We start from the raw sequence: 25,112 nt of genomic DNA on the forward strand, positions 1-25,112 counted from the left end.
TAGGGTGATTTTCCGGACAGAGACAGGTCTCGGGGCCGGTTTCTCACCGAACTTTCAGCGGGCGCACCTTAAACGTTCAGCGTGTTCCCTTCGTGCGTGAGCCACACCGCGCCGAGCGGCGGCACCCTCAGCGTGGCCGAGTACGGCAGCCCGTGCCACGGCTCGTCGTCGGCCTCGACCACGCCCATGTTGCCCACGCCGCTGCCCCAGTAGTCGTAGGCGTCGGTGTTGACGATCTCCGACCACTGGCCCGAGTAGGGGAGGCCGAGCCGGTAGCTCTCGTGCGGCGCGCCGCTGTAGTTGACCACGCACGCCAGCGCGGACCCGTCGTCGGCGTAGCGGACGAACGAGAACGTGTTACCGGAGGCGTCGTCGGCGTCGATCCACCGGAATCCCTCAGGCTTGGAGTCCTGCTCCCACAGCGCCGGGGTCTCCTTGTAGATCCGGTTCAGGTCGCGGACCAGCCGCTGCACGCCCTGGTGCCCGTCGAACTCCAGCACCCACCAGTCGAGCCCGCGCTCCTCCGACCACTCCGAGCCCTGGCCGAACTCGCCGCCCATGAACAGCAACTGCTTGCCCGGATGCGCCCACATGAACGCCAGCAGCGCCCGCAGCTGCGCGAACCGCTGCCACTCGTCCCCGGGCATCTTGCCGAGCAGCGACCCCTTGCCGTGCACGACCTCGTCGTGGGACAGCGGCAGCACGTAGTTCTCGGAGTAGGCGTACAGCAGCGAGAACGTCATCTGATGGTGGTGGTACTGGCGGAAGATCGGCTCGTGGCGCAGGTATTCGAGCGTGTCGTGCATCCACCCCATGTTCCACTTGAACCCGAACCCGAGCCCGCCCAGGTGCACCGGGCGCGAGACCCCCGGCCAGGCCGTCGACTCCTCGGCGACGGTCGAGATGCCGGGCGTCTCCCGGTAGGCGACGGAGTTCATCTCCTTGAGGAACTCGACCGCGTCGAGGTTCTCCCTGCCGCCGTAGACGTTGGGCGTCCACTCGCCCTCGCGCCGCGAGTAGTCGAGGTAGAGCATCGACGCCACCGCGTCCACCCGCAGGCCGTCGATGTGGAACTCCTTGAGCCAGTAGATCGCGTTGGCCACCAGGAAGTTGCGCACCTCCCTGCGGCCGAAGTCGAACACGTACGTGCCCCAGTCGGGGTGCTCGCCCCTGGCCGGGTCGGCGTGCTCGTAGAGGGGGGTGCCGTCGAAGCGCGCCAGCGCCCAGTCGTCCATCGGGAAGTGCGCCGGCACCCAGTCCAGCAGCACGCCGACGCCGCGCTGGTGCATCAGGTCCACGAAGTGGCGGAACTCGTCGGGCGTGCCGAACCTGGCCGTCGGCGCGTAGTAGGACGTCACCTGGTAGCCCCACGACCCGCCGAACGGGTGCTCGGCCACCGGCAGCAGCTCCACGTGGGTGAACCCCATGTCGACCACGTACGCGGACAGCTGCTCGGCCAGCTCCACGTACGACAGGCCAGGCCGCCACGAGCCCAGGTGCACCTCGTAGATGCTCATCGGCCCGTCCTGCGGATGGCTCTCGGGCCGGTCGGCCATCCACTGGTCGTCCGCCCAGGTGTAGGCGGACTTGTCGACGACGGAGGCGGTCATCGGCGGCACCTCGGTGCGCCTGGCCATCGGGTCGGCCTTGTCGCGCCACACGCCGTCGGCGCCCAGGATCTGGAACTTGTACCGCTCACCCGTGCCGACACCCGGGACGAACAGCTCCCACACCCCGGAGCGGCCCAGCGACCGCATCGGGTAGGCGGTGCCGTCCCAGTGGTTGAAGTCGCCGACGACCCGGATGCCGCGCGCGTTGGGCGCCCAGACGGCGAACGCCGTGCCCTCGACGTCCTCGTGTTCCATCACGCGGGCGCCGAGCGCCTCCCACAGCCGCTCGTGGCGCCCCTCGCCGATGAGGTGCAGGTCCACTTCGCCGAGCGTGGGCCAGTGCCGGTACGGGTCGCGGACCTCGTACGGGTCGTGGTCGGCGTATTTGACGCTCAGCGTGTAGCCGGGCACCTTGTCCAGGCCGGGGACCGTGACCTCGAACACCCCGTGGTCCTGGTGTTTCATGTCGTGGGCCGTACCGTCCTCCAGCACCACCCGCACCCGCTCGGCCAGCGGGCGCAGCGTGCGGAAGATCACCCCGCCGGACACGGGATGCGCCCCCAGCACGGAGTGCGGATCGTGGTGTGCCCCACCCGCGAGGCGGTCGAGCTCTGTCCTCATCGGCATGCTCCCAACCTTGCCCTATGATGACCGTCCATCCCAGGCACTGCCCGCTTTCACCGAGACAATCACCGAAAGTGCGAAATCCTGGGTTTAACCTGCCTTACACCAGGCTTGGATCCAGCCTCTCCGGCTCCGTCGCCGCGCCGCTCGCCAGGGCCGCCTCAAGCGCCTCCTGCCCCAGAACCGCCCGCACCGCAGCGGTGATCCGGTCGACGTCGCCCCGTTCCCCGGCGGGCAGCGGCGCGCCCGCGGCCGCCCGCAGCGCCGCCGCCCGGCCCAGCAGCAGCGCCGCCTCCTCGTGGCGTCCGCCCAGGGCACGCGCGCCCGCCAGCCCTTCCAGCGCGAGCGCGGTGGCCCTCGGATCGCCGACCTTGCGAGCCGCCCTGAGCCCCTCCAGCTGCAGCTCCAGGGCGGCGGCCGCGTCACCCCGCTGCTCGGCCGCGAACCCCAGCTCGGCCAGGATCAGCGCCGCCCCCGGCTCGCCGGCCACGTCCCTGACCCACCCCAGCCAGGCCCGCAGCCGCCGCTCGGCCTCGTCGAGGCGGCCCTGCCGCCGCGCCGCGAGCGCCAGGCCCAGCTCCGCGAACTCCTCGGCCGGCCGGTTCGACTGCTCCACGGCCAGCCGCCTGGCCCGCTCGTGGTAGTCGTCGGCCCGCGCGTGGTCGCCCGTCAGCAGGGCGATCCTCCCCAATCGGGACAGCGCGTCGGACACCGAGCTCCACAGCCCGAGCTCCTCCGCCATCCGCAGGCCCTCCGCGCGCAGCGCGGCGGCCCGCTCGTAGTCGCCGGTGATCTCGGCGAGCGTGCCGAGGTTCTCGGCGGCCCGCAGCTCGCCCCACCGGTCGCCGAGCTCCCTGAACAGCGCCAGCCCCCGCTCGCCGTCCCGCCGCAGCGCCGCCAGGTCACCGCGGGTGGCGGCGTAGCGGGCCAGCACGTTCAGCGCGGCGCCCGTGCCCCACTTGTCGCCCAGCTCCTGGAACGTCTCCAGCGCCTGCTCGATCAGGGCCCCGCTGGCCGACAGATCGTCGTAGCCGAACATCGCGTACCCGATGAACCACCGCGCCCTGGCCCGCGCCGAGCGCCCCTCGATGGCCTCGAACACCTCGTGGTCCGGCGGCTGCAGCCGCCCCGCCAGCATCCGGAGCCCGGCCAGCCACACTCTCGCCTGCGCGGCGCCGGGCCCCGCCGCGTCCGGGACGGACAGCGCGGCCTCCAGCGCCCGCTGTCCCTCGCCGAGCCTGCCGCGCAGCACCCAGTACCAGGCCATGGCGTTCACCAGCCGCATCGCCTCGCCGGGCCGGGCCAGCCGCACCGCCGTCTCCAGCGCCGCCCGCAGGTTGGCGCTCTCGGCGTCGAGCAGCGCGAGCGCGTCCCGCTGCCCGTGTCCCCGCAGGTACGGCTCCGCCCGCTCGGCGAGCGCCGTGTAGTACGCGGCGTGCCTGAGCCGCACCGCGTCCAGCTCGCCGGCCTCGTCCAGCCGCTCCAGGCAGTAGGCCGAGACCGACTCCAGGAGCCGGTAGCGCGGCTCGGCCCCGGGCGCCCGCACCCGGACGACCAGCGAGCGGTCCACCAGCCTGGCCAGCACGTCGAGGACGTCCACGCCGGGGTCGGCGGAGACCTCCTCGGCGGCCTCCAGCGTGCTGCCGTCGGCGTGCACGGCCAGCCGCCGCAGCACGACGCGCTCGGGGCCGGTCAGCAGCTCCCAGCTCCAGTCGATCATCGCCCGCAGCGTCCGCTGCCTGGCCGGGGCCCCGCGCATACCCGACGCGAGCAGCCTGAACCGGTCGTCCAGCCGGTCGGCGAGCTGGCGCGGGGTCAGCGCCCGCATCCTGGACGCGGCCAGCTCCAGCGCCAGCGGCAGGCCGTCCAGGCGGGCGCAGATCTCCGTCACGTCCGCGTCGGGCTCCACGCCGGCCCGCGCCGCGAACAGCTCCACGGCCGCCTCGCGCGTCAGCGGCGGCACGCTCCACAGGGCCTCGCCCTCGATCCGCAGCGACTCCTGGCTGGTGGCGAGGATCCGCAACCCGGGCGCGGCCTGGAGCAACCGCCCGGCCAGCGCGGCGGCCTGCTCGACGACGTGTTCGCAGTTGTCCAGCACGAGCAGCGTCTCCTTGCCCGCCAGCGCACCCGAGATCCGCTCGACCGGAGCACCCGGCCCGGCTGCGTCGTCGCGCAGGCCGAGCACGGCCGCGATCGCCTCGGCCACCTCGACGTCGGCCGCCCGCGGCCGGAGCGCGGCCAGCTCGACCAGCCACACGTCCCCGCCGCCCGTGCCCGAGGCGGCGGCCAGGGCCAGGCGGGTCTTGCCGACGCCGCCGGGGCCGGTGAGCGTCACCAGGCGGCCGGCCCCCAGGAGCGCGCGGACCTCGGCCACCGCCTCGTCCCGCCCCACCAGGCTCGTCAAGGGCGCGGGGAGGTTGGTACGGGGGCGCGCGGCCGGGCCCAGGGACGGGTCCTGCCGCAGGATCGCCTGGTGCAGGGCCGCCAGCTCCGGCCCGGGGTCCAGACCCAGCTCCTCCGACAGGCGCCGCCGCAGCTCCTCGTAGCCGGCCAGCGCCTCGCTCTGCCGTCCGGCCAGGTAGAGAGCCCGTACGTGCGCGGCGCGCAGCCGTTCGCGCAGCGGATGCTCGGCCACGAGGGCGGCCAGCTCGGCCGCGAGCAGGACGTGCTCGCCGAGCCCGAGCCGCGCCTCGGCCAGCTCTTCCAGGGCTGCCAGCCGCTGCTCGCCCAGCCGGGCCACGGCCGCCAGGGCGAACGGTTCGTCCGCGAACTCGGCGTAGGCGTCCCCGCGCCACAGCCCGAGAGCCTCGCGCAGCAGCGCGGCCCGCTCCTCCAGGCCGGAGGCCCGCTGCGCGCGCCCGATCAACGTCTCGAACAGCCCCGCGTCCACGGAGGACGGCTCCACCTGCAGCACGTACCCGGGCGCCCGGTACGCGACCAGCCCGCCGACCGCGCGGCGCAGCTGCGACACCTTCACCCGGAGGGCGCCGGGCGCGTTCGCCGGGGGACGGTCGCCCCAGAGGTCCTCGATCAGGCGGTCCCCGGAGACCGGGCGTCCGGCGTGGACCAGCAGGTCGGCGAGGAGCGCCCGGACCTTGACCTCCGGCACCTTGACCGGCTCCCCGTCCGCGGCCCACACCGCGAGCGGGCCCAGCACCCCGAACCGCATCCCGCCCCCATAACCGACTCCGAACCAGACCATAACCGCGCACCTGGAGGGTGAACGCATCACTCCTACTTAGAGGGAAACATCGAAATGTCAGAAAATATCTCCTTGCTCGGCCTCGGCCTCATGGGCACCGCGCTCGCGGCGAGCCTCATCGAGGCGGGCCACCACGTCACCGTGTGGAACCGTACGCCCGCCAAGGCCGACCCCCTCGTCGCCAAGGGCGCGACCCGCGCGGCCACCCCGGCGCAGGCCGTCGAGGCGAGCCCGCTGGTGATCGTCTGCCTGCTCGACTACCCCTCCGTCCTGGACGTGCTCAAGGACGTCCCGCTGGAGGGCCGGGTCGTCGCCAACCTCACCACCGGCCGCCCCGCCGAGGCCCGCGAGATGGCGGCCTGGGTGGGCCAGCGCGGCGGCGACTACCTGGACGGGGGCATCATGGCCGTGCCCCAGATGATCGCCAAGCCGGGGGCGCTCATCCTCTACAGCGGCTCCCAGCCGGCGTTCGAGCGCTACGAGCAGGCGTTCGGGGTCATGGCCGGGGCCCGCTACACCGGCGACGACCCCGGCATGGCCCCGCTGCTCGACCTGGCCATGCTGACCGGCATGTACGGCCAGATGGCCGGCTCTCTGGAGGCACTCGCCCTGGCGAGGTCGGCGAAATACCCGTTGACGGAGTTCACCGCGGAACTGCTGGTCCCCTGGCTCAACGCGATGGCGGCGGGGCTGCCCCGCTGGGCGGAGGACATCGAGGCGGGCGACTACAGGACCGAGGTGTCCAACCTGGAGATCAACAGGTCGGGCATGGAGAACCTCGTCCGCGCCTTCCAGGAGCAGGGCGTCCGGCCGGACCTGCTCCTTCCCATGAAGACCGTCATCGACCGGCGGGTGGCCCGCGGCCTCGGCCACGAGGGCCTGCCGGGGCTGGTGGAGGAGCTCTAGCGTGGAGGAGCTCTAGCGGGGCCGGAAGGCGGCCAGGGGGATCGAGATCCACGACGGCCGGTTGCGGGCCTCGTACACGACCTCGTACACCGCCTTGGACAGCTCGAACGCCCGCAGCAGCGCCGCGTCGCTGCGCGTGATCGCGCCGCCGCCCTCGGCGTAGCCCTCCAGGAACGCCGCCCGGTTGCGGTCCGCCCACTCCTGGGCCCGCGGCTCCAACTGCTCGGCCTGGGAGTGGCCGGCCAGCAGATGTCTGGCCGCGTAGTCGAACGAGCGCAGCATCCCCGCCACGTCCCGCAGCGGCGAGTACAGCGCCCTGCGCTCGGCCAGCGGCTGCCCGGGCTCGCCCTCGAAGTCCAGCACCACCCAGTCCGTGGGCGTGCGCATGACCTGGCCCAGGTGGTAGTCGCCGTGAACCCGCTGCACGGGCACCTCGTGGGTGAGCAGCTCCACCTGGTGATAGGCGTCCTCGATGGCGGTCACGTGCTGGCGCAGCTCGGGCACCTCCGCGGCGGCCCGGCCCAGTTTCCGCCGGAACGCCTCGGCCATGCGCTTGACCTCGTGCGACTCGATGACGTCCGTCGGGAAGGCCGCGGCCAGCTCGTGGTGCACCCGGGCGGTGGCGCTGCCGAGCCGCAGTGACTCGGCCGCGAAGTCGCCGCCCGCCTCGGCCGCCGGCACCTCGGGCAGCGACGCGTACAGGTCGCGGACGCTGGCCAGGGCGAGGTCCCAGCCGTCGTTCGCGTTGGACAGGAACTCCTGCATGAAGCCGAGCGTGGTGTCGATGCCGTCGAGGTCCGTCTCGATCCACCCGTACGGCTGCGCGACGTGCGGCGCGCCCCTGGCCGCCAGCGCCGTGACGATCTCCAGCTCGGGGTTGACGCCGGGGATGAGGCGGCGGAAGAGCTTACAGATGTACGCGTCCCCGTACACGAGCGAGGTGTTGGACTGCTCCGCCCCCAGCACCAGGCTGCGCTGGGAGGTGTCGATGGCGGCGTCCGGCACGTGGCGCAGGCGCAGGCCGTTGCCGGCCACGTCGTGGGCCATGCCTTCGAGGAGCCAGCTCATGCGCTCGGAGTCGTGGACGGCGTCGTAGAGGTAGGTGTCGCCCACGGTGCCGATGAGGGCGTGCGCCAGGCGGTCGGGGAGCTCCGTCCGCTCGCCGAGCAGGATCTGGTAGCGGTCGCGCGAGCCTTCCTGCCACACGGCGACGATCAGATGTCTGAGCCCGGACGTCAGTTCGACGTCCGATTCGATCGACAACTCGTCGATCACCCGCCCCTTGCCGCCGAACCAACGCTGACGACCGATCCATGCGGCAAGGGGCTCGCTCAGCACGTCCTACTCCTCCTGGGTGATGGCCGGCGGGAGTGTGAACCAGTAGAACCCATGCCCAGGAAGCGTCAAAAGATACGGAAGTTCGCCAATTGCCGGGAATGGGACCCCACCCATGGTCTCCACGGGCGAGACCCCGACGAATCTCCGCAGGTCCAGCTCGACCGGCTGGGGGAAGCGTGACAGGTTGTTCACGCAGAGCATCCGGTCGTCCCCCAGCTCCCTGACGAAGGCGAGCACGCTGGGGTTGGAGGAGTTGAGCTCCGCGTAACCGCCCAACCCGAACACCGGGTGCCGCTTGCGGATCTCGATCATGCGCTTGGTCCAGTGCAGCAGCGAGCCGGCGTTGCGCTGCTGGGCCTCGACGTTGAGGCCCTGGTAGCCGTAGATCGGGTCCATGATGACCGGCAGGTAGAGCCGGCCGGGGTCGCAGTCGGAGAACCCGGCGTTGCGGTCGGGGTCCCACTGCATGGGCGTGCGCACGCCGTCGCGGTCGCCGAGCCAGATGTTGTCGCCCATGCCGATCTCGTCGCCGTAGTAGAGCACGGGGGAGCCGGGCAGCGACAGGAGCAGCGCGGTGAACAGCTCGATCTGGTTGCGGTCGTTCTCCAGCAGGGGCGCCAGGCGGCGGCGGATGCCGACGTTCGCCCGCATGCGAGGGTCCTTGGCGTACTCGGCGTACATGTAGTCGCGCTCCTCGTCCGTGACCATCTCGAGCGTCAGCTCGTCGTGGTTACGGAGGAAGATCCCCCACTGGCAGTGCTCCGGAATTTTCGGCGTTTGCGCCAAGATTTCGGAAATGGGGTAGCGAGACTCCCGGCGTACGGCCATGAAGATGCGCGGCATCAGCGGGAAGTGGAAGGCCATGTGGCACTCGTCCCCGCCGCCCACCGGGTCGCCGAAGTACTCCACCACGTCCGACGGCCACTGGTTGGCCTCGGCGAGTAGCACCCGGTCGGGGTAGAGCCGGTCGATCTCGGCCCTGATCCGCTTGAGGTACTCGTGGGTCCTCGGCAGGTTCTCGCAGTTGGTGCCCTCCTCCTCGAAGAGGTACGGCACCGCGTCCAGCCGGAACCCGTCGATGCCCAGGTCCAGCCAGAAGCGCAGGACCTCCAGCATGGCCTCCTGCACGTCCGGGTTCTCGTAGTTGAGGTCCGGCTGGTGGTGGAAGAAGCGGTGCCAGTAGTACTGGCCGCGCACCGGGTCGTAGGTCCAGTTGGACGTCTCGGTGTCGATGAAGATGATCCGGGCGTCCTGGTACTTCTCATCGGTGTCGGACCACACGTAGAAGTCGCCGAACGGCCCCTCGGGGTCGTGGCGCGAGGCCTGGAACCACGGGTGGGCGTCGCTGGTGTGGTTCATGACGAGGTCGGCGATGACGCGCATGCCGCGCTTGTGCGCCTCGTCCACGAGCTTCACGAAATCTCCCAGGTCCCCGAACTCGGGCAGGATCTTCATGAAGTCCGCGATGTCGTAGCCGCCGTCACGCAGCGGCGACTCGAAGAGCGGCAGCAGCCAGAGGCAGTCCACCCCGAGCCACTGGAGGTAGTCGAGCTTGTCGATGAGCCCTCTGATGTCGCCCGTGCCGTCGCCGTTGGAATCGGCGAAACCTCGGATCAGGACCTCGTAGAAAACCGCGCGTTTGTACCAGTACGGATCGCGCGGCTTTTCCTCGTCGAAGGTGTTCGGAATGGGTGTGGTTGAGCTCATGAGCCACTCCGGGAGTGGCTCATGACGGAGGCGCTTTCACACACGTTGAAGACTCCCCGCTGAATTCAGTTCTTACCGTGGCGCGGCTCGTACGGTGAGAATGTGGGCAGGCTGGATGTGGGGATCGAGGCGCACGTAGTTGCTCTGCCGCCAGCGGTACGACTCGCCCGAGAGCTCGTCGTCCACGACGAACTCGGCGTTCCAGTCGAGTCCGATGGCAGGAAGGTCAAGTTCTACGGTCGCCTCGTGGGTATGGTGCGGATCCAGGTTGACGACCGCCAGCACCACGTCGCCCGGACCGTGCCTACGCGTGGCCGGATCATAGGCGCCGGGAAGCCGCTTCGAGAAGCAGACGATGTCCGGCTGGTCGACCCTGTGGATCCGTAGATTACGCAATTCCTGCAGTGCCGGATGCGCTCTTCGGAACAAATTCAGGTGGGTGATGAAGGGCGCCAGGCTCCACCCCTCACGTTCGGCGGTAACCCAATCGCGAGGTTTGTACTGATATTTCTCGCTATCGAGGTATTCCTCGCTGCCGGGGCGTACCGGAATGTTCTCTATAAGCTCATATCCGGAGTAAACCCCCCAACTCGGCGAGCCGAGCGCGGCCAGCACCGCCCTGATCTTGAAGGCGGGGATGCCACCGTGCTGCAGGTATTCGTGCAGGATGTCCGGCGTGTTCACGAAGAGGTTCGGGCGCACGTAGGCGGAGGTCTCGTGGGAGAGCTCCATCAGGTACGACTCCACCTCGGGCTTGGTGTTGCGCCAGGTGAAGTACGTGTACGACTGGTGGAAGCCCACCTTGCCCAGCATGCGCAGCATCGGGGGCCTGGTGAACGCCTCCGACAGGAAGATCACGTCAGGGTCGGTGGTGTGGATGTCGGCCAGCAGCCGCTCCCAGAACCCGACCGGCTTCGTGTGCGGGTTGTCCACCCGGAAGATCCGCACGCCGTGGGCCATCCAGCGCATCAGCACCCGCTTGACCTCGGCGTAGATCCCCTCGGGATCCTTGTCGAAGTTGATCGGGTAGATGTCCTGGTACTTCTTCGGCGGGTTCTCGGCGTAGGCGATGGAGCCGTCGGCCCTGATCGTGAACCACTCGGGGTGCTCCTTCACCCACGGGTGGTCGGGCGAGCACTGGAGCGCGAAGTCGAGCGCGATCTCCATGCCCAGCTCTTTGGCGCGGCCGACGAACACGTCGAAGTCCTCGAACGTGCCCAGGTCGGGATGGATGGCATCGTGGCCGCCGTCCTCGGAGCCGATGGCCCAGGGGGAGCCGGGCTCGTCGGGCTCGGGGCTGAGCGTGTTGTTGCGGCCCTTGCGGAACGTCGTGCCGATGGGATGGATCGGCGGCAGGTAGACGACGTCGAAGCCCATCTTGGCGATGGCGGGGAGGCGCTTGGCAGCGGTCTGGAAATTTCCGGATTTGGAGATGCCGAGCTCGCTGACGACCGAGCCTTCCGACCTGGGGAAGAACTCGTACCACGAGCCGTACAGCGCCCGGCGCCGGTCCACCCTGATCTTGTGCGACTTGGACCTGGTCACCAGCTCCCGGAACGGGTGCGACTCCAGCAGCGCGGCCGTCTCCGGCAGCTGCGCGATCGACAGCCGGGCCCTGGGGTCCAGTTCCTCGTCGCGGAGCGTGGCGGAGACCGACAGCAGGGCGGCACGGTGCCCGCAGGCGCTCTCGCCGTTGCCGTTGCCCTTGGAGCCGCCGTTGGAGCCGCCGTTGGAACCGTTCGAGCCGTTCTTGGGCCGGCCGTTGGGGCAGTCGGCCGTGCGCACGGCCTTGGCCGCCCGCTCGAACAGCCGGGCGCCCTCCTCGCACATCAGGTCGACGTCCATGCCGCGCGGGATCTTGATCTCGGCGTCGTGCAGCCACGTGGCGATCGGGTCGCTCCACGCCTCCACCCGGAACAGCCAGTCACCCTCGGCGGGAAGTGAGACCTCCACGGCCCAGCGGTCGGTGCCCGGGGCGAGCTCGCGCATCCGTCTCAGACGGCCACGCTGCCCATCGGGCGAGGTGAGCACCACGCCCGCGGCCACGGCATCGTGGCCCTCTCTGAACACGGTCGCCGAGACCTCGAAGGTCTCGCCGGCGACCGCCTTGGCGGGCCATTGCCCGCAGTCGACGACGGGGGAGATGTCCGTGATGGGAATTCGTCCGATCATCGCATTCAAGGGTTGGCGACGGCGCGCTCGGTGCCGCCGGAGGCTTTCCGTGGGTGCAGACTCCGCGTCCCGGCGGTGAGCCGCTGGACGCGGACCACCGTGGTAGGAACGATCCTTGCATGTAAATTGTGGACAGCAGCGGATAGACCTCCCGAGTGTGTCCGCGGGAGTGCCAACAATCAGGAAAGTTGCCCCAATCGTCCGTCTTCATGCTTGTTCCCGGAAGGGGTTTGAACGGTCTTCATGGGGGTGAAGGACTGAGAGGTCCCTCCTAGCCCGTAGGGTGCAGAAACGTGAGAGCAATCCGCCGGTTTACCGTCCGCACCGTCCTGCCCGCGGAGCTGGCCGCCCTCGGCGAGCTCGTCCACAATCTCCGCTGGTCCTGGCACCCGGAGACGATGGACCTCTTCGCGGAGGTCGACGCCGCCCTCTGGGAGCAGGTCGGGCACGACCCTGTGGCCCTGCTCGGCGCCGTCACCCCCGCCCGGCTCAGCGAGCTGGCCTCTGATCGCCGCTTCCTGCGCCGTCTCGCCGACGCGGCCGACGACCTCCGCGAATACATGACCTCTCCGCGCTGGTACCAGACGCTTCCCGACGGGGCGCGGGCCATCGCGTACTTCTCCCCGGAATACGGCATCGCCGCCGCACTCCCGCAGTATTCGGGCGGTCTCGGCATCCTGGCCGGAGACCACCTCAAGGCCGCCAGCGACCTGGGCGTGCCGATCCTCGCGGTCGGCCTGCTCTACCGCCACGGCTACTTCACGCAGTCGCTGTCGCCGGAGGGCTGGCAGCTGGAGCACTACCCGTCGCTCGACGCGGGCGGCCTGCCGCTCAGCCTGTTGAAGGACGCCGCCGGCGAGACGGTCAAGATCCGTCTCGCCCTGCCCGGCGAGCGCGAGCTGCACGCGCAGGTGTGGGTGGCGCAGGTCGGCCGGGTGCCGCTGCTGCTGCTCGACTCCGACGTGGCCGAGAACGACACGGCCGCCCGCGACATCACCGACCGCCTCTACGGAGGGGGCACCGACCACCGGCTCATGCAGGAGCTGCTGCTGGGCGTGGGCGGCGTGCGCGCCATCCGCGCGTACTGCAGGATCACCGGGCACCCCGATCCCGAGGTGTTCCACACGAACGAGGGGCACGCCGGCTTCCTCGGCCTGGAGCGCATCCGCGAGCTCACCGAGGCGCGGCTCTCGTTCGACGAGGCGCTGGAGGCGGTGCGGGCGGGTACGGTGTTCACCACGCACACGCCCGTCCCCGCGGGCATCGACAGGTTCCCCGTGGACATGATCGAGCGCCACTTCGGCGGCGCGAACGCCTGGCCGACCGTGCCCGTCGAGCGGATCCTGGCGCTGGGCGCGGAGGCCGATCCCACCCGGTTCAACATGGCCGTCATGGGCATGCGGCTGGCCCAGCGGGTCAACGGCGTCTCCGTGCTGCACGGCAAGGTCAGCCGGGAGATGTTCAAGGATCTTTGGCCCGGATTTGACGTGGACGAGGTGCCGATCGGGTCGATCACCAACGGCGTGCACGCGCCCACCTGGGTCGGCAGGGAGCTCATGGAGCTGGCCGAGCGCGAGCTGCCCTCGCTGCTGGAGCGGGCCCGTGGCTGGGAGGGCATCCAGAAGATCTCCGACGCCGACCTCTGGCAGATCAGGGGCACGCTGCGGCAGCGGCTCGTCGAGGGCGCCCGGGTGCGCCTGCGCAGGTCGTGGCGGGAGCGGGGCGCCTCGGACGCCGAGCTCGGGTGGATCGACGACGCGCTCGACCCCGAGGTGCTGACCATCGGCTTCGCCCGGCGGGTGCCGTCGTACAAGCGGCTCACGCTGATGCTGCGCGATCCCCGGCGGCTCACCGAGCTGCTGCTCGACCCGGACAAGCCGGTCCAGATCGTGATCGCCGGCAAGGCTCACCCCGCCGACGAGGGCGGGAAGAAGCTGATCCAGCAGATCGTCAAGTTCGCCGACCAGGCCAACGTGCGCCACCGCATCGTCTTCCTGCCCGACTACGACATGGCGCTCGGCCAGCTCATGGTCCAGGGTTGCGACGTCTGGCTGAACAACCCGCTGCGCCCGCTGGAGGCGTCCGGCACCTCGGGGATGAAGTCCGCGCTGAACGGCGGGCTCAACCTGTCGATCCGCGACGGCTGGTGGGACGAGTGGTACGACGGCACCAACGGCTGGGCGATCCCGACCGCCGACGGCGTGACGGACGCCGACCGGCGCGACGAGCTGGAGGCGGCCGCCCTCTACGACCTGATCGAGCACGAGGTGTCCGACCGGTTCTACGACCGTCCCGTGGACGGGCTGCCGCGGCGCTGGCTGGAGATGGTCAAGCACACGCTCACCTCGCTGGGCCACAAGGTGCTGGCCGGGCGCATGCTGCGGGACTACGTGGTCGACCTGTACAACCCGGCCGCCGCCGCGGCCAACGCGCTGTCGGCCGACTCGTACGCGCCCGCGAAGGGGTTCGCGGCCTGGCGGGTCCGGGTCACCAGGGCCTGGCCGGGGGTGCGCGTCGAGCACGTCGAGGCCTCGGGCGTGGGGGACACGCCGGAGGTGGGCGCCTCCATCGAGCTGCACGCCACGATCGCGCTCGGTGACCTGGAGCCCGACGACGTGCTGGTCGAGGCCGCCTACGGCAAGGTCGGGCCGCACGACGAGCTGATGCGTCCGACGTACGCGAAGCTCACCGTCGCGTCGACGGGCGACGATGGGCGGGCCCACTACACGGGCACGGTGCCGCTCGACCGTACGGGAGCGTTCGGATATACCGTGCGCGTCGTGCCTTACCACCCGCTCGTGGCCACTCCCGCCGAACTCGGCCTGATCGCCGCGCCGGAGGAGCCCGTGGGCATGACAAACGGCACATTGCGTTAATCAGGGGCACCCGCGAACGGCATATCGCGTTAAACGGACGGCATAATCAGGACGTGGACGACAGCGGGAACGGCTTGCGGGCCGACACTCTGGTGGCCACGGTCCGCGGTGTGCTGCCGTCCCTGACGCCGGCCGCTCAGACCGTCGCCCGGCTCATCCTGGAGGACCCCGCGACGGTGGCCAGGAGCACCATCACGGAGCTCTCCGCCGCCTCGGGCACCAGCGAGGCCACGATCGTGCGCACGGCGAGGCTGCTCGGGTTCGCGGGATATCCGCAGCTCCGGCTGGCCTTAGCCGCTGCCGCCGCGCAGCCCGACCGCCTCGTGCCCGGCGACCTGGCGCCCGACGACCCGTTGTCGGAGGTCATCCAGAAGGTCGCGCGGGCCGAGTCGGAGGCGATCAACGACACCGTGGCCCAGCTGACCTCCGAACGGCTGGGCCTGGTCGTGGGCGCCATCGTGGATGCCCGGCGGATCGACGCGTACGGCGTCGGCGCCTCCGGGCTGGTGGCCGAGGACGTCGCGCAGAAGCTGCTGCGCATCGGGCTGTCCAGCCACGCCTTCCAGGACGCGCACCTGGCGCTGACCAGCGCGGTGCTGCTCAGGGAGGGCGACGTCGCGATCGGCATCAGCACGTCGGGGGAGACGCCCGACGTGATCGAGCCGCTGACCCGGGCCAAGGAGGCCGGGGCCACCACGGTCGCGATCACCAACAACCCGCGCTCGTCCATCGCGGAGCTGGCCGAACACGTGCTGATCTCCGCCGGGCGCGAGACGGAGTTCCGTCCCGGCGCCCTGGCCAGCCGGATCAGCCAGCTCCTCGTCGTCGACTGCGTGTTCGTCGGCGTCGCCCAGCGCACGTACGACTCCTCTCAGGAGGCGCTCGCGAGCACCAGGCGCGCCGTCAAGGAGTTCACCCGGAGAACGTCACCTGCACGTCGTCAGCCTTGACGAACATGACGCGGTGGCCGAACTGGATCTGCAGGTACTTCGTCTTGCCCCGCACCACCTTGTGGTCCTGGTCCATGGTGAACGTGACCGCCCGGTAGTACTCGGCGGGCGCCGGCCCGGCGAGGGTGTACTTCTCGCCTGCCGAGAACGTGTACTGCAGCGGGGTCACCGCCTGGTACGGGATGTCCGCCGGGTACGCCTCCTGCTCGGGGTACGCCCTGCCGTACACGGGGACGGTGGCCTTGCCCGGCTTCGGGGTGACCACGAGGCCGGCCGACGGGACGGCGGTCGGCGCGCTCGCCGGGTTGAAGAACCACGCCTTCTGCCCCAGGTACCAGATGGCCGTCCAGTCGCCCTGGCGGTCGGCCACCGCGTAGCGCTGGCCGGTGGTGGCGCGGGCGCTGTGGTCGTACACGCTGTAGAGGGACTCGCCCGTGGGGTGCTTGCCGATGTCCTTGACCAGCGGCGCGTCCGCCCTCGGCTCGGTGCGCAGCCAGACCGTGCTGGCGGGGAGCGGCGGGCAGGCGTTCTGCGGGTTCTTGCGGTCGCAGCCGTAGAAGTACGGCTTGTTCGTCGCGAAGTCCGGCTTGATCATGATCGAGCCGGAGTTGGGCCCGCCGAACCGGTGCAGCGGGGCGCCCATCAGCTGGAAGTAGTGCGCCCAGTCCCAGAACGGGCCCGGGTCCTCGTGCATCTGCTTCACGGTCGTGGGCAGCGTGCCGGGGACGTTGTCGTGGCCCAGGATGTGGGCGCGGTCGAGCGGGATGCCGTACCTGAACGCCAGGTAGCGGACCAGGCGGGCGCTCGAGCGGTACATCGCCTCGGTGTACCAGGTGCTGCCCTCGGCCAGGAAGCCCTCGTGCTCGATGCCGATGGACTTGGCGTTGATGTACCAGTTGCCGGCCTGCCAGGCGACGTCCTTGCCCTTGATGTGCTGGGCGATGTGGCCGTCGCTGGAGCGCACGGAGTACTGCCAGCTGGCCCCGTAAGTGGGGTCCTGGTTCATGCGGATGGAGGGAGCGAAGTATCCCTCCATGTCATGAATGATGATGTATTCGATCTTCTGGCTGAACGGCCGGTTCGCCAGGTCGTAGTGGCCGTAGTCTTTGGGGGGCGGCAGTTCCTGGTACGCGGAGGGGATCCATTCGCAGGAGACGGAGGCCGGGCACTCCACGCCGTCCTTCCTGGTCGGGCGGAGACCCAGCTTCTCCAGCCACTTCTCGATCTTCTCCAGGTCCGGCACGGCCGGGAGCGCGACCCGCTGACCGTCGTCCGTGGTGCGCGCGGCGCCGTCCTTGATCGTCGCGAACACCTCGTCGGCGAAGAACTTGGCCGCCCCCGCCTCCTGGGCGCCGGAGTACTTGGCGACGGCGCCGTACCACTCGGCGGGGTTGTCGCTCAGCGGCGCGCCGAGTGCCTTCTGGTAGTCGGCGAGCAGCGCGGCGCCGCCCCGGATGTTGGCGGCGTCGTCGGTACGCAGCCGCTCGTGGGTCTCGCCGGTGAGCTGCGCGGCCTTCTCCATGGTGCGGAGGGAGGCGGGGATCGCGACGGTGGAGGGCTGGGGCTCGGGGGCGGGCAGGGGCCGGGACTCGTCGCCCCGGGCATCCTCCTCGCCGTCGCTGTGGTGGTTGGAGGCGGTGTACGCGGCGGCGTCGGTGAGATGCATGGGCCCGAACCCGGCGTCGTTGGATGGCTGCCCGGCATGGGCCTCCCACCGCGACTCAAGGTAGGACACGCCGAGCAGGACGCTCTCGGGGACCTTGAACTCCTGCGCGGCGGCCGCGAAGGCCTGCTGCCGGTCAACCGGATCCTGGGCGTGAGCTGGGGCGATGCCAGAAGTTAAGGGCAGCGCGGCGACCGCGGAGATCGCCAGTAGGCGGCGCATGAACCACTCCTCGGGACTGGGGGGCACCTGGTGCAGATCAGCGTCTCAACATTTTCCTTCGTACGCGAGATCTTTGCGAAGAGATTCTTCATCACGTAACGCGGATTACCTCACGGCGGCCTGCACGGTCAGGGTGCCCGCGGCCGTGTCGATCGTGGCCTCCGTGCCGGTGGGGATGGTCGGCGGGTTGTTCCCGTGCCCGGCCGGCAGGCCGCCGAGGATCGGGACGCCGAGCCGGTGGAGGTGGTCGCGCAGCACGTCCACGACGCCCCATCCGCCCAGCGTCGGGTCGCCTTCGTCCCGCTCGAACCCCAGGAACTGCCCCAGCGCGACGCCCCGCACGCCGTCGAGCGCTCCCGAGCGGGACAGCTGCGTCAGGGAGCGGTCGACCTCGCCCAGACCGGTGCCGCGATTGTCCTCCAGGAAGAGGATCGCTCCCTCCAGGCTGGGCAGCCCGGCGCCGACCTGCGTGCGGACCGCGCTCATGTTGCCACCGATCAGCGTGCCCGTGGCGCTGCCCGCCGCGCCGACCTGCGCGGTGACCTCGGACGGGTCGCGGTGGACGGTGACGGGGTCGGTGGTCATCAGGGCGCGGCGCAGCGCCTCGGCCGACGCCGGTCCGGTGGCGGACGCGTGCCAGTTGACGAAGGGGCCGTGCAGGCCGGCCAGGTGGCAGTGCCGCCAGACGGCCAGGTGGAGGTGGGTGATGTCACTGAAGCCGATCACGGGTTTGGGTCCCGTGCGAGCGCGTCGAAGTCCAGATCGTCCACGATCCGGTACGCGCCCTTGCCGCCCCTCGTCGCGAACACGGCCCGTACGCCCGGATCCCGGAAGGCGTCGTTAAGGTCGGCGACGCGGTCCTCGTCCGGGCCGGCCATGTAGCCCCACTGGTCGAAGACGTGCTCGCCCAGCTCGACCCGGAGGCCCCATGAGGTGAGCAGCTCGACTCCGACGGCGACCAGGTCGGGGTTGGGCGGGGAGGCGGGGGAGACGACCCGGACGCGATCGCCGGGCATCAGGCGGGGTGATCGTAAGGTGTCCATCGCCGGCCACCTTATTAGGTGGACCGGGGTTATTTGGTGGACCGGGCGCGGTGATCATGCAAGGCTCGTCGTGTGTCGGACTACTACCGTGACCTGGCCGTCGACTACCACTGGATCTTCGCCGACGAGATCGTGAATCCTCCGGGCGTGATCGGCGGCATGTCCGTCTCCCGCCGGGAGTTCATCCGAGCCGTGGTCGACGCCCTTCCGCCGGGCGCTCCCGTGCTCGACTGCGCCTGCGGCATCGGGGCGGACGCCATGGCGCTGGCGCACGCCGGGTTCCGGGTGACCGCCACCGACGGCAGCCCCGCGATGGTCGCGGAGGCGCGCCGCCGCGTGCCCGCCGGCGTGGAGCTGCTCACCTCCCGATGGGAGGACCTGCCCGCCGCCGTGACCGGGCCGTACGAGCTGGTGCTGTGCCTGGGCAACTCCCTCGTCCACACGGGCTCGCGCGAGGCCATGGTGGCGGCGCTGTCGGGGATGCGGCAGGTGCTGTCGCCGACCGGCACGCTGATCGTCGACTCCCGCAACTGGGAGCTGCTCTATCGCGAACGCCGGCGGATCGTGGTCGGCGACCGGGTGCGCGAGCGGGACGGCGTACGGTCCACCTGCGTCTACGTCTGGACCATCCCCGAGAGCTTCGACGAGCCGTGCCTGGCCGAGATCCTGTTCATCCAGGAGCACCCGGACGGCACGCTCGGCCACCAGCGGCACACCATCGACTTCCAGCCGTTCACCCCCGCCGACCTGGAGGCGCGGCTCGCCGAGGCCGGGTTCACCGTCGTCGGCTCGTCCTATCGCCCCGAGAACCCGCAGTACGCCATCGCGGCTAAGGGATGAGCACGACCTTGCCCGTCGTACGCCTGCTTTCGAGCGCGGCGTGGGCGGCCGCGGCCTCCGCGAGCGGGAACGTCTGCACGGCAGGGGTCAGCGTGCCGTCGGCCAGCGCCGCCAGCGCCCTGACCTCGTAGTCCGGCCGCGTGTGCGGCTCGCCGAGCAGCAGCATCAGCGCGTTGGTCACGGTGAGGCCGCGCTCCTTCACGTCCTGGGGGTCCGGCTGGAAGTCCTGCCGGGAGGCGTTGCCGATGGTGACGTAGCGGCCGCCGTCGGCCAGCAGCTCGAACGCGGCCCGCGCCTTGTCGCCGCCGACCCCGTCGAGCAGGGCCGTGACCGCGCGGCCGCCCAGCTCCTTGGCGACGGTCTCCGCCCAGCCCGGCTGGTCGTAGTCGACGGCGAGGTCCGCTCCGAGGTCGCGTACGGCCGCTGCCTTGGCGGCCCCGCCCGCCGCGCCGACGACCTTGGCGCCGAGGCCGCGCGCGTACTGGACGATCAGGCGCCCGATGCCGCCGGCCGCCGAGGTCACCAGTACGACGTCGTCAGGGGTCAGCTTGGCCGCGTCCAGGAACTGCAGCGCCGTCACCCCGGTGACGACCATGGCCACGGCCGCCTCGTAATCGGAGGCGATCGGGTGCACGGACGTCACGTCCGCGACCGCCAGCTCCGCGTAGCCACCGGGGCGGCCGTACGCGGTCACCACATCGCGCCCGATCCAGGACGGATCCACCCCGGGACCCACCTGGTCCACGCGTCCGGCCACCTCGGCGCCGAAGATCGCCGGAAGCTCGGGCAGCGGCGGCGTCATGCCGCCGGTCGCCCCTGACCGCATGGTCGTCTCGATCAGGTGCACCCCGGCCGCCCTGACGGCGATGCGAACCTGGCCGGGCCCCGGTTCGGGGTCGGGGACGCTCTCGTAGCGGAGGTTCTCGGCGGGGCCGAAGGTGTGCAGGACGACGGCATGCATGGCGCACTCCAGGAGGCGGCGGTCAACTCGTCCTTCGAGCGTGCAACCTCAACCTTGCTTGATGTCAACTTCATCCACTCACAGGAAGCCGCGGTCGGCGGCGGCGCGGGCGTACCCCTCGACTCCCATGAGCCGCTGCACCCGCGCCCCGGCCCCGGGCCACACGCTCGCCAGCCCGGCCGCGACGCGCACGGGCAGCGGCGCGACGTCGATCTCGGCGGCGTCGGTCAGGATGGCCCGGCACACCGCCCGCGCCACGTGCAGCGGGCTGCGGGTCATCCATGGGGGCACGGTCAGGGAGGTACGGGTGAGCATCCCGGCGTCGCGCACCAGCCCCGGGCAGATGACGGACACGCCGACGCCATAGGGCGCCAGGTCCATCCTGGCCGCATGCCCGAACCCCCGCAGGCCATGCTTGGTCGCGTTATATACGGCTAGATGCGGATGCGCCATCTTCCCGCCGATCGAGCTCATGAACACCAGGTGGCCGCGCCCGTTGGCCACCATCTGCTCGGCGGCCAGGCGGGCCATCACGAGGGGCACGCGCAGGTTGAGCTCCAGGTAGTGGTCGATCTCGTCGAGGTCGTGATCGGTCATCCGCGCGGGGGCGATGACTCCGGCGTTGGCCACCAGGATGTCGACCGGTCCGGCCTGTTTCATCATCTTCGCGATGGCCTTGCGGCCGGTCAGGTCGGCGGGGACGGCACGTCCGCCCACCTCCGCGGCCAGCGCCTCCAGCACGCGGGCGTCACGGCCGGTCAGGACCAGGCGCACGCCGTGCCGCGCGAGCGCGCGGGCCGTGGCCTGGCCGATGCCCCCGCTGGCGCCCGTGACCAGGGCGGTCGTGCCCGCCAGTTTCATCGGTCCTCCCGGAACGGGGTGAAGACGAGGGTCGCGTTGTGCCCCCCGAAGGCGAACGAGTTGGACAGCACCGGGCCGGGAACGATGGGGCGCGGCGCGGTCACGACGTCGACGGGGCAGGCCGGGTCCTGGCGGTCGAGGTTCGCGGTGGGGTGGACGGCGCGCTCGCGCAGGGTCAGCACGCTGATCACGGCCTCGATGGCGCCGGAGGCCCCCAGGGCGTGGCCGATCACGCTCTTGCTCCCTGTGACGGGCACCGCGTACTCGCCGAACAGCCGCGCGATCGCCCGCGCCTCCATCTCGTCGTTGAGGCGGGTTGAGGTGGCGTGCGCGTTGACGTGGACGACGTCGGCCGCCGCGATCCCGGCGTCGGCCAGCGCCTGACGCATGCAGCGGTACGCGCCGTCGCCCTCGGGGTCGGGGGCCGTGAGGTGGTGGCCGTCGGACGTCCGGCCGTACCCGCTCAGCTCGGCGTAAACGTGGGCGCCCCGGAGCAGCGCGTCCTCCAGCCGTTCCAGCACGAGGAACGCGGCGCCCTCCCCCAGCACGAACCCGTCGCGGTCGGCGTCGAAGGGCCGGCTGGCACGTTCGGGCTCCGACGCGCGGCGCGACAGCGCCCCCGCCCGCCCGAACCCCACCAGCGCACTGGCCCGCACACCCGCCTCCATGCCGCCCGCCAGCACCACGTCTGCCGTGCCGTCGCGGACCAGCCGCATGCCCTCACCTATGGCGTGGCTGCCGGAGGCGCACGCGGTGGCCACCGACATGCTCGGGCCGAGGAACGCGTGCCGGATGCTGATCTCCGCGGCGGCGGCGTTGTGCATGCTCATGGGGATGTGCAGCGGGCCCGGCCAGGCGCGTCCGCGCTCGTCCAGGGTGCCGAAGGCGGCCTCCTGGGTGGCGACACCGCCGTACCCGGTCCCGGTCACGACGGCCCTGCGCTCGGGCGCGGCCTGCGGATGCCCTGCGTCGGCCAGCGCGTCGGTCGCCGCGCAGAACGCCATCCGCGTGACCCGGTCCATCCGGCGGGCGTCCCTGGGCTTCACGTAGCCGTCCAGGTCGAGGTCGGGCACCTGGCAGGCGAAGTCCACCGGCAGGCCCTCGGCGTCGAAGGAGGTGATCGTACGCGCCGTCGACCGGCCGGCCAGCAGGGCGCCCCACAGCTCCTTGGGATGGGCGCCCGCCGGGGTACGGACACCCATGCCGGTGACGACCACCCGGGCGCGCACCGGACCTCCGCTGGATCGCATGTCCCACATGGAAGCGATCATCGCACGCATTGTCACGAAAAGTAGCGCGACAACTCCGAAGTGTCGCGCACGTCCACCCCACCCTCAAACCCCACCCCACCAACCACTCCCCAAACCTCCAGTCCTCAGCCCGGGCAACCACCCCCTCAACCTCCGGCCCGCCGCACTGCCAGCCGCTTCCTGGACTTCGGCCAGCCGCACCGGGCGCCGCTCTCGGAACCTCCAGCCCGCCGCACCGCCAACCACTCCCTGGACTTCGGCCAGCCGCACGGGCAACCGCTTCCTGGACCTCGGCCAGCCGCACCGGCGCCCGCCCTCGGAACCTCCAGCCCGCCGCATCGGCATTCGCTCCCTGGACCTGCGGCCCGCCGCACCGCCAACCACTCCCTGGACCCCAGCCCCTTCAGCGCTGGTCGCCGTCCCCCGAGAATCTCCAGCGCCGGGAGTCTTGGAGATCGTCACCAGCCCCGGGGACCGCTCACCACCGCCTCGGGGGGATCGCTCACCACCGCCCCAGGGGGACCGTTCGCCCACGCCCCGGGGGACCGTTCACCAACGCCCAGGGGACCCTGTTCACCAACGCCCCATCGGGACCGTTCACCAACGCCCCGGCGAGACCGTTCACCAACGCAGCAGTACAGTCCCCGCGCTGACCCCACTGGCCACCCCCACCAGCGCGACCAGATCCCCCCGCTGCACCCGCCCCGACTGGACCGCCTGATGCAACTGCACGGGGATCGTGGAAGCGACGAGATTGCCGTGTTCGGCGATGGTCACCACCACCTTCCCCAGCGGGATCCCGGCCGCCTCGCAGAAGGTGTGCAAGGACGACAGGGACGCCTGATGCACGCAGATCGCCGCCATGTCGTCCCAGTCGAGCCCGCGCTCGGCCAGCGGCGCCCGCAGCACGGACCGGTCGAGCTTGTGCACCCCGACGGCCAGCCCCACAGGATCCACGGTGAACGCGCCCACCTGGTAACCGGCCGAGGCGGAACGCGTGACCGGCAGGACGGCGGCATCCCAGTGCGCCGAGCTGGCGCAGAATCGGTGCCCCAGCACCCCGGGCACCGCACTGGCCTCCAGCAGCATGGCCGTCCCCGAGTCGGAGACGGTGTAGGAGGGGCCGGCGGCGGCGAAGTCCGCGTCCGACTCGACGTGCCAGCGGATCGCCGGAGTGGCGACCTCCCCGCACACGATGAGGACCGTGCGGTAGCGGCCGGCCGTGATGAGCGTGTCGGCCAGCTCGACCGCGTTCAGAACGCTGTTGCATGCATTGCGTACATCGAATACCGGGCAGCCCGCCCCCAGCTCGGCGGCCACCATGTGCGCGGTGGCGGGCTCGACGGCGTCGACGCTGACCCCCGCGTAGATGATCAGGTCGATGACAGGCGGTACGTGCCCGGTCTGCTCGAGCAGGGCACGGGCGGCGGCCGCGGCCAACCCGGCGGCCGTCTGGCCCGGAGCGGCCACATGCCGCCGCTCCACGCCGCTGACCCGCTCGATGACGCCGCGGGGGATGCGCGTGCCCGGATTACGCGCGGCCAGCAGCTCTTCCAGCTCCGGCGTGGTCAGGCTCTCCTCGGGCAGGTGCGCTGCCACCCCGGCCACGTGGGCGTACCGCCTCGGGTTCGGCTCGGACTGCGCGGCCACGCCCATCCCCCCTCAAGATCAGGTGCTGCTCAGGATAGGTACTGACAGGTACGCGGTCCCGCGGGCGCCCGCCGCGACCCTCGAAACTTGATCAACTCCTTAACGGAGGGTTCCGCGTCACGAGTGCCCATTTATCAGGCGACCGGCCACCCTAAGTGACAAGACCGCTACGAGGAAGGGGCCCGGTGTGAGCGACGAGGAGATCTTGACGGTGGTGCGCGATCGCTGCGTCAGCATCCTGAAGGTCCACCCGAGCCGGATCACGCCAGACGCACGGCTCCGCGAGGACCTGGACGCCGACAGCCTGGACCTCGCCGAACTCCACGTAGCCATGGAGGACACGTGGGGCCCGATGCCGCACGAGACCCTCGCCGGAGTGCGCACGATCGCCGACGTCCTCGGGCGAGCCCGCCTCCTGGCCGGGACGCGCGCGTAAAGGACGACATCGCAATTTTGATCTTCGCGCCAGCCACGAAGGAAACACCATGTACAAGCATGCCCTGACCGCGACCACCATCGGCGCCATCCTGCTCTCAGGCCCGGCCGCCACTGCCGACACCCCGCCCAACGCCGCCCAGGAGGGGAAAGTCTGCATGAAAATCCCGGTGAAGGCAATCGCCCAGTCCTTTGTGGACTTCGTCACCATGGGCGACCTGACCATCCCCATGAAAAAGATTGTCACAGGGGACAAGTTTTCCTTCTCTGACTTCTTCGGCGGCAAGACGCCAAAGGACGTGACAGTCCTGGAAAGAACGCCATGCTAGTTCGTCCATCGCCTCGTTGATTATTCCGGGCCGCGTACCGTGGAGCCGCACAAGCGACCGCCGTACCGACCGAAACGCCACTACACCGGTCGCCCTCCATCCGACGAACCCACCACCGACTGCCCTCACAGCCGCCCGCGAGAAGGCTGTCCGCGCTGCCACAGGCCCGTGGTCCCTCACCCTGCAGCGCCACCACGGGCCCGAGCGGCCGACACGAGGCACGTCGCCAAGGGGGGGCTGCTCGGTCGGCCCTTCGCGTCGGCCTCGCGCGCGAGTGACCGTTGCTTGCCGCCGGTCGGGCGACTTCGGTGGCAGCCTAAATCGGGCAGCCTAATCCGGCCCGAGCCCAACATCCCGCGCGCCATCGTCAGCACCGACGAGCTTGTCACCTGAAGTGTGTAAAGTCCTACTCTGAGTAACGAAGAGTGCTCTTTATCTGATTTACTTGATCCTTCCCGGATAAGCGATCTCGA

General features: G+C 70.7%; 17 protein-coding genes and 1 pseudogene. 6 read left to right on the forward strand and 12 right to left on the reverse strand.

Annotation, left to right across the window (positions count from 1 at the left end; translation table 11 throughout):
- Positions 1-68 precede the first annotated feature (68 nt).
- Entirely contained in the window at positions 69-2,231 is a 2,163-nt protein-coding gene (glgB, locus tag ACIBI9_RS63020; protein WP_397237951.1) for a 1,4-alpha-glucan branching protein GlgB, read from the reverse strand.
- Between the two features lie 103 nt (positions 2,232-2,334).
- A complete protein-coding gene (locus ACIBI9_RS63025) occupies positions 2,335-5,436 on the reverse strand; it encodes a BTAD domain-containing putative transcriptional regulator (protein WP_397237922.1) in 3,102 nt (1,033 codons plus the stop codon).
- Positions 5,437-5,490: 54 nt separating this feature from the next.
- Between ACIBI9_RS63025 and ACIBI9_RS63030 the strand changes: the two genes are divergently transcribed.
- A complete protein-coding gene (locus ACIBI9_RS63030) occupies positions 5,491-6,342 on the forward strand; it encodes an NAD(P)-dependent oxidoreductase (RefSeq protein ID WP_397237924.1) in 852 nt (283 codons plus the stop codon).
- A 12-nt stretch (positions 6,343-6,354) separates the two neighbouring features.
- On the opposite strand, the gene ACIBI9_RS63035 is transcribed toward ACIBI9_RS63030, so the two are convergent.
- The 3 genes from ACIBI9_RS63035 to ACIBI9_RS63045 all read right to left on the reverse strand — a co-directional run bounded on the left by ACIBI9_RS63035 (position 6,355) and on the right by ACIBI9_RS63045 (position 11,559).
- Positions 6,355-7,680 (reverse strand): aminoglycoside phosphotransferase, encoded by a 1,326-nt coding sequence (locus tag ACIBI9_RS63035; protein ID WP_397237926.1) that lies wholly within the window; start codon positions 7,678-7,680, stop codon positions 6,355-6,357.
- A gap of 3 nt (positions 7,681-7,683) precedes the next feature.
- On the reverse strand, positions 7,684-9,387 hold the full coding sequence (gene treS / locus ACIBI9_RS63040) for a maltose alpha-D-glucosyltransferase (protein WP_397237928.1): 1,704 nt from the start codon (positions 9,385-9,387) through the stop codon (positions 7,684-7,686).
- A 72-nt stretch (positions 9,388-9,459) separates the two neighbouring features.
- On the reverse strand, positions 9,460-11,559 hold the full coding sequence (locus ACIBI9_RS63045; protein ID WP_397237930.1) for an alpha-1,4-glucan--maltose-1-phosphate maltosyltransferase: 2,100 nt from the start codon (positions 11,557-11,559) through the stop codon (positions 9,460-9,462).
- Positions 11,560-11,852: 293 nt separating this feature from the next.
- Here ACIBI9_RS63045 and glgP point away from each other — a divergent pair, with 293 nt between their 5' ends.
- The gene (gene glgP / locus ACIBI9_RS63050; protein WP_397237932.1) at positions 11,853-14,435 is read left to right on the forward strand and encodes an alpha-glucan family phosphorylase; all 2,583 of its coding nucleotides are present in this window, start codon (positions 11,853-11,855) and stop codon (positions 14,433-14,435) included.
- A gap of 53 nt (positions 14,436-14,488) precedes the next feature.
- Positions 14,489-15,385 carry a MurR/RpiR family transcriptional regulator gene (locus tag ACIBI9_RS63055; protein ID WP_397237934.1) on the forward strand — a complete coding sequence of 299 codons (897 nt, stop codon included), beginning with the start codon at positions 14,489-14,491 and terminating at the stop codon, positions 15,383-15,385.
- Here the strand turns inward: ACIBI9_RS63055 and ACIBI9_RS63060 are convergent.
- The 3 genes and pseudogenes from ACIBI9_RS63060 to ACIBI9_RS63070 all read right to left on the reverse strand — a co-directional run.
- Positions 15,348-17,270, reverse strand: coding sequence for an N-acetylmuramoyl-L-alanine amidase (locus tag ACIBI9_RS63060; RefSeq protein WP_397237935.1), 1,923 nt, complete (start codon positions 17,268-17,270; stop codon positions 15,348-15,350). The two genes, ACIBI9_RS63055 and ACIBI9_RS63060, sit on opposite strands and share 38 nt — an antisense overlap.
- A gap of 105 nt (positions 17,271-17,375) precedes the next feature.
- Positions 17,376-17,855 carry a hypothetical protein gene (locus ACIBI9_RS63065; RefSeq protein ID WP_397237953.1) on the reverse strand — a complete coding sequence of 160 codons (480 nt, stop codon included), beginning with the start codon at positions 17,853-17,855 and terminating at the stop codon, positions 17,376-17,378.
- Between the two features lie 126 nt (positions 17,856-17,981).
- Positions 17,982-18,313: pseudogene (locus ACIBI9_RS63070) on the reverse strand (LD-carboxypeptidase); the annotation flags it as partial.
- 72 nt (positions 18,314-18,385) lie between these two features.
- Here ACIBI9_RS63070 and ACIBI9_RS63075 point away from each other — a divergent pair.
- Entirely contained in the window at positions 18,386-19,153 is a 768-nt protein-coding gene (locus ACIBI9_RS63075; RefSeq protein WP_397237937.1) for a class I SAM-dependent methyltransferase, read from the forward strand.
- Here ACIBI9_RS63075 and ACIBI9_RS63080 read toward each other — a convergent pair.
- The 4 genes from ACIBI9_RS63080 to ACIBI9_RS63095 all read right to left on the reverse strand — a co-directional run bounded on the left by ACIBI9_RS63080 (position 19,143) and on the right by ACIBI9_RS63095 (position 23,875).
- The gene (locus ACIBI9_RS63080) at positions 19,143-20,114 is read right to left on the reverse strand and encodes a zinc-binding dehydrogenase (RefSeq protein WP_397237939.1); all 972 of its coding nucleotides are present in this window, start codon (positions 20,112-20,114) and stop codon (positions 19,143-19,145) included. The two genes, ACIBI9_RS63075 and ACIBI9_RS63080, sit on opposite strands and share 11 nt — an antisense overlap.
- 78 nt (positions 20,115-20,192) lie before the next feature.
- Positions 20,193-20,975 (reverse strand): SDR family NAD(P)-dependent oxidoreductase, encoded by a 783-nt coding sequence (locus ACIBI9_RS63085; protein WP_397237941.1) that lies wholly within the window; start codon positions 20,973-20,975, stop codon positions 20,193-20,195.
- Positions 20,972-22,246, reverse strand: coding sequence for a beta-ketoacyl-[acyl-carrier-protein] synthase family protein (locus ACIBI9_RS63090; protein WP_397237943.1), 1,275 nt, complete (start codon positions 22,244-22,246; stop codon positions 20,972-20,974). The genes ACIBI9_RS63085 and ACIBI9_RS63090 overlap by 4 nt, the downstream gene beginning before the upstream one ends.
- Before the next feature lie 600 nt (positions 22,247-22,846).
- Positions 22,847-23,875: a 3-oxoacyl-ACP synthase III family protein gene (locus ACIBI9_RS63095; protein WP_397237945.1), complete on the reverse strand. Its 1,029-nt coding sequence runs from the start codon at positions 23,873-23,875 to the stop codon at positions 22,847-22,849.
- Positions 23,876-24,062: 187 nt separating this feature from the next.
- Between ACIBI9_RS63095 and ACIBI9_RS63100 the strand changes: the two genes are divergently transcribed.
- Positions 24,063-24,311, forward strand: coding sequence for an acyl carrier protein (locus tag ACIBI9_RS63100; RefSeq protein ID WP_397237947.1), 249 nt, complete (start codon positions 24,063-24,065; stop codon positions 24,309-24,311).
- A 49-nt stretch (positions 24,312-24,360) separates the two neighbouring features.
- Positions 24,361-24,639 (forward strand): hypothetical protein, encoded by a 279-nt coding sequence (locus ACIBI9_RS63105; RefSeq protein ID WP_397237949.1) that lies wholly within the window; start codon positions 24,361-24,363, stop codon positions 24,637-24,639.
- The last annotated feature ends 473 nt before the right edge of the window (positions 24,640-25,112 follow it).

The sequence above is a fragment of the Nonomuraea sp. NPDC050451 genome (genome assembly GCF_044458585.1).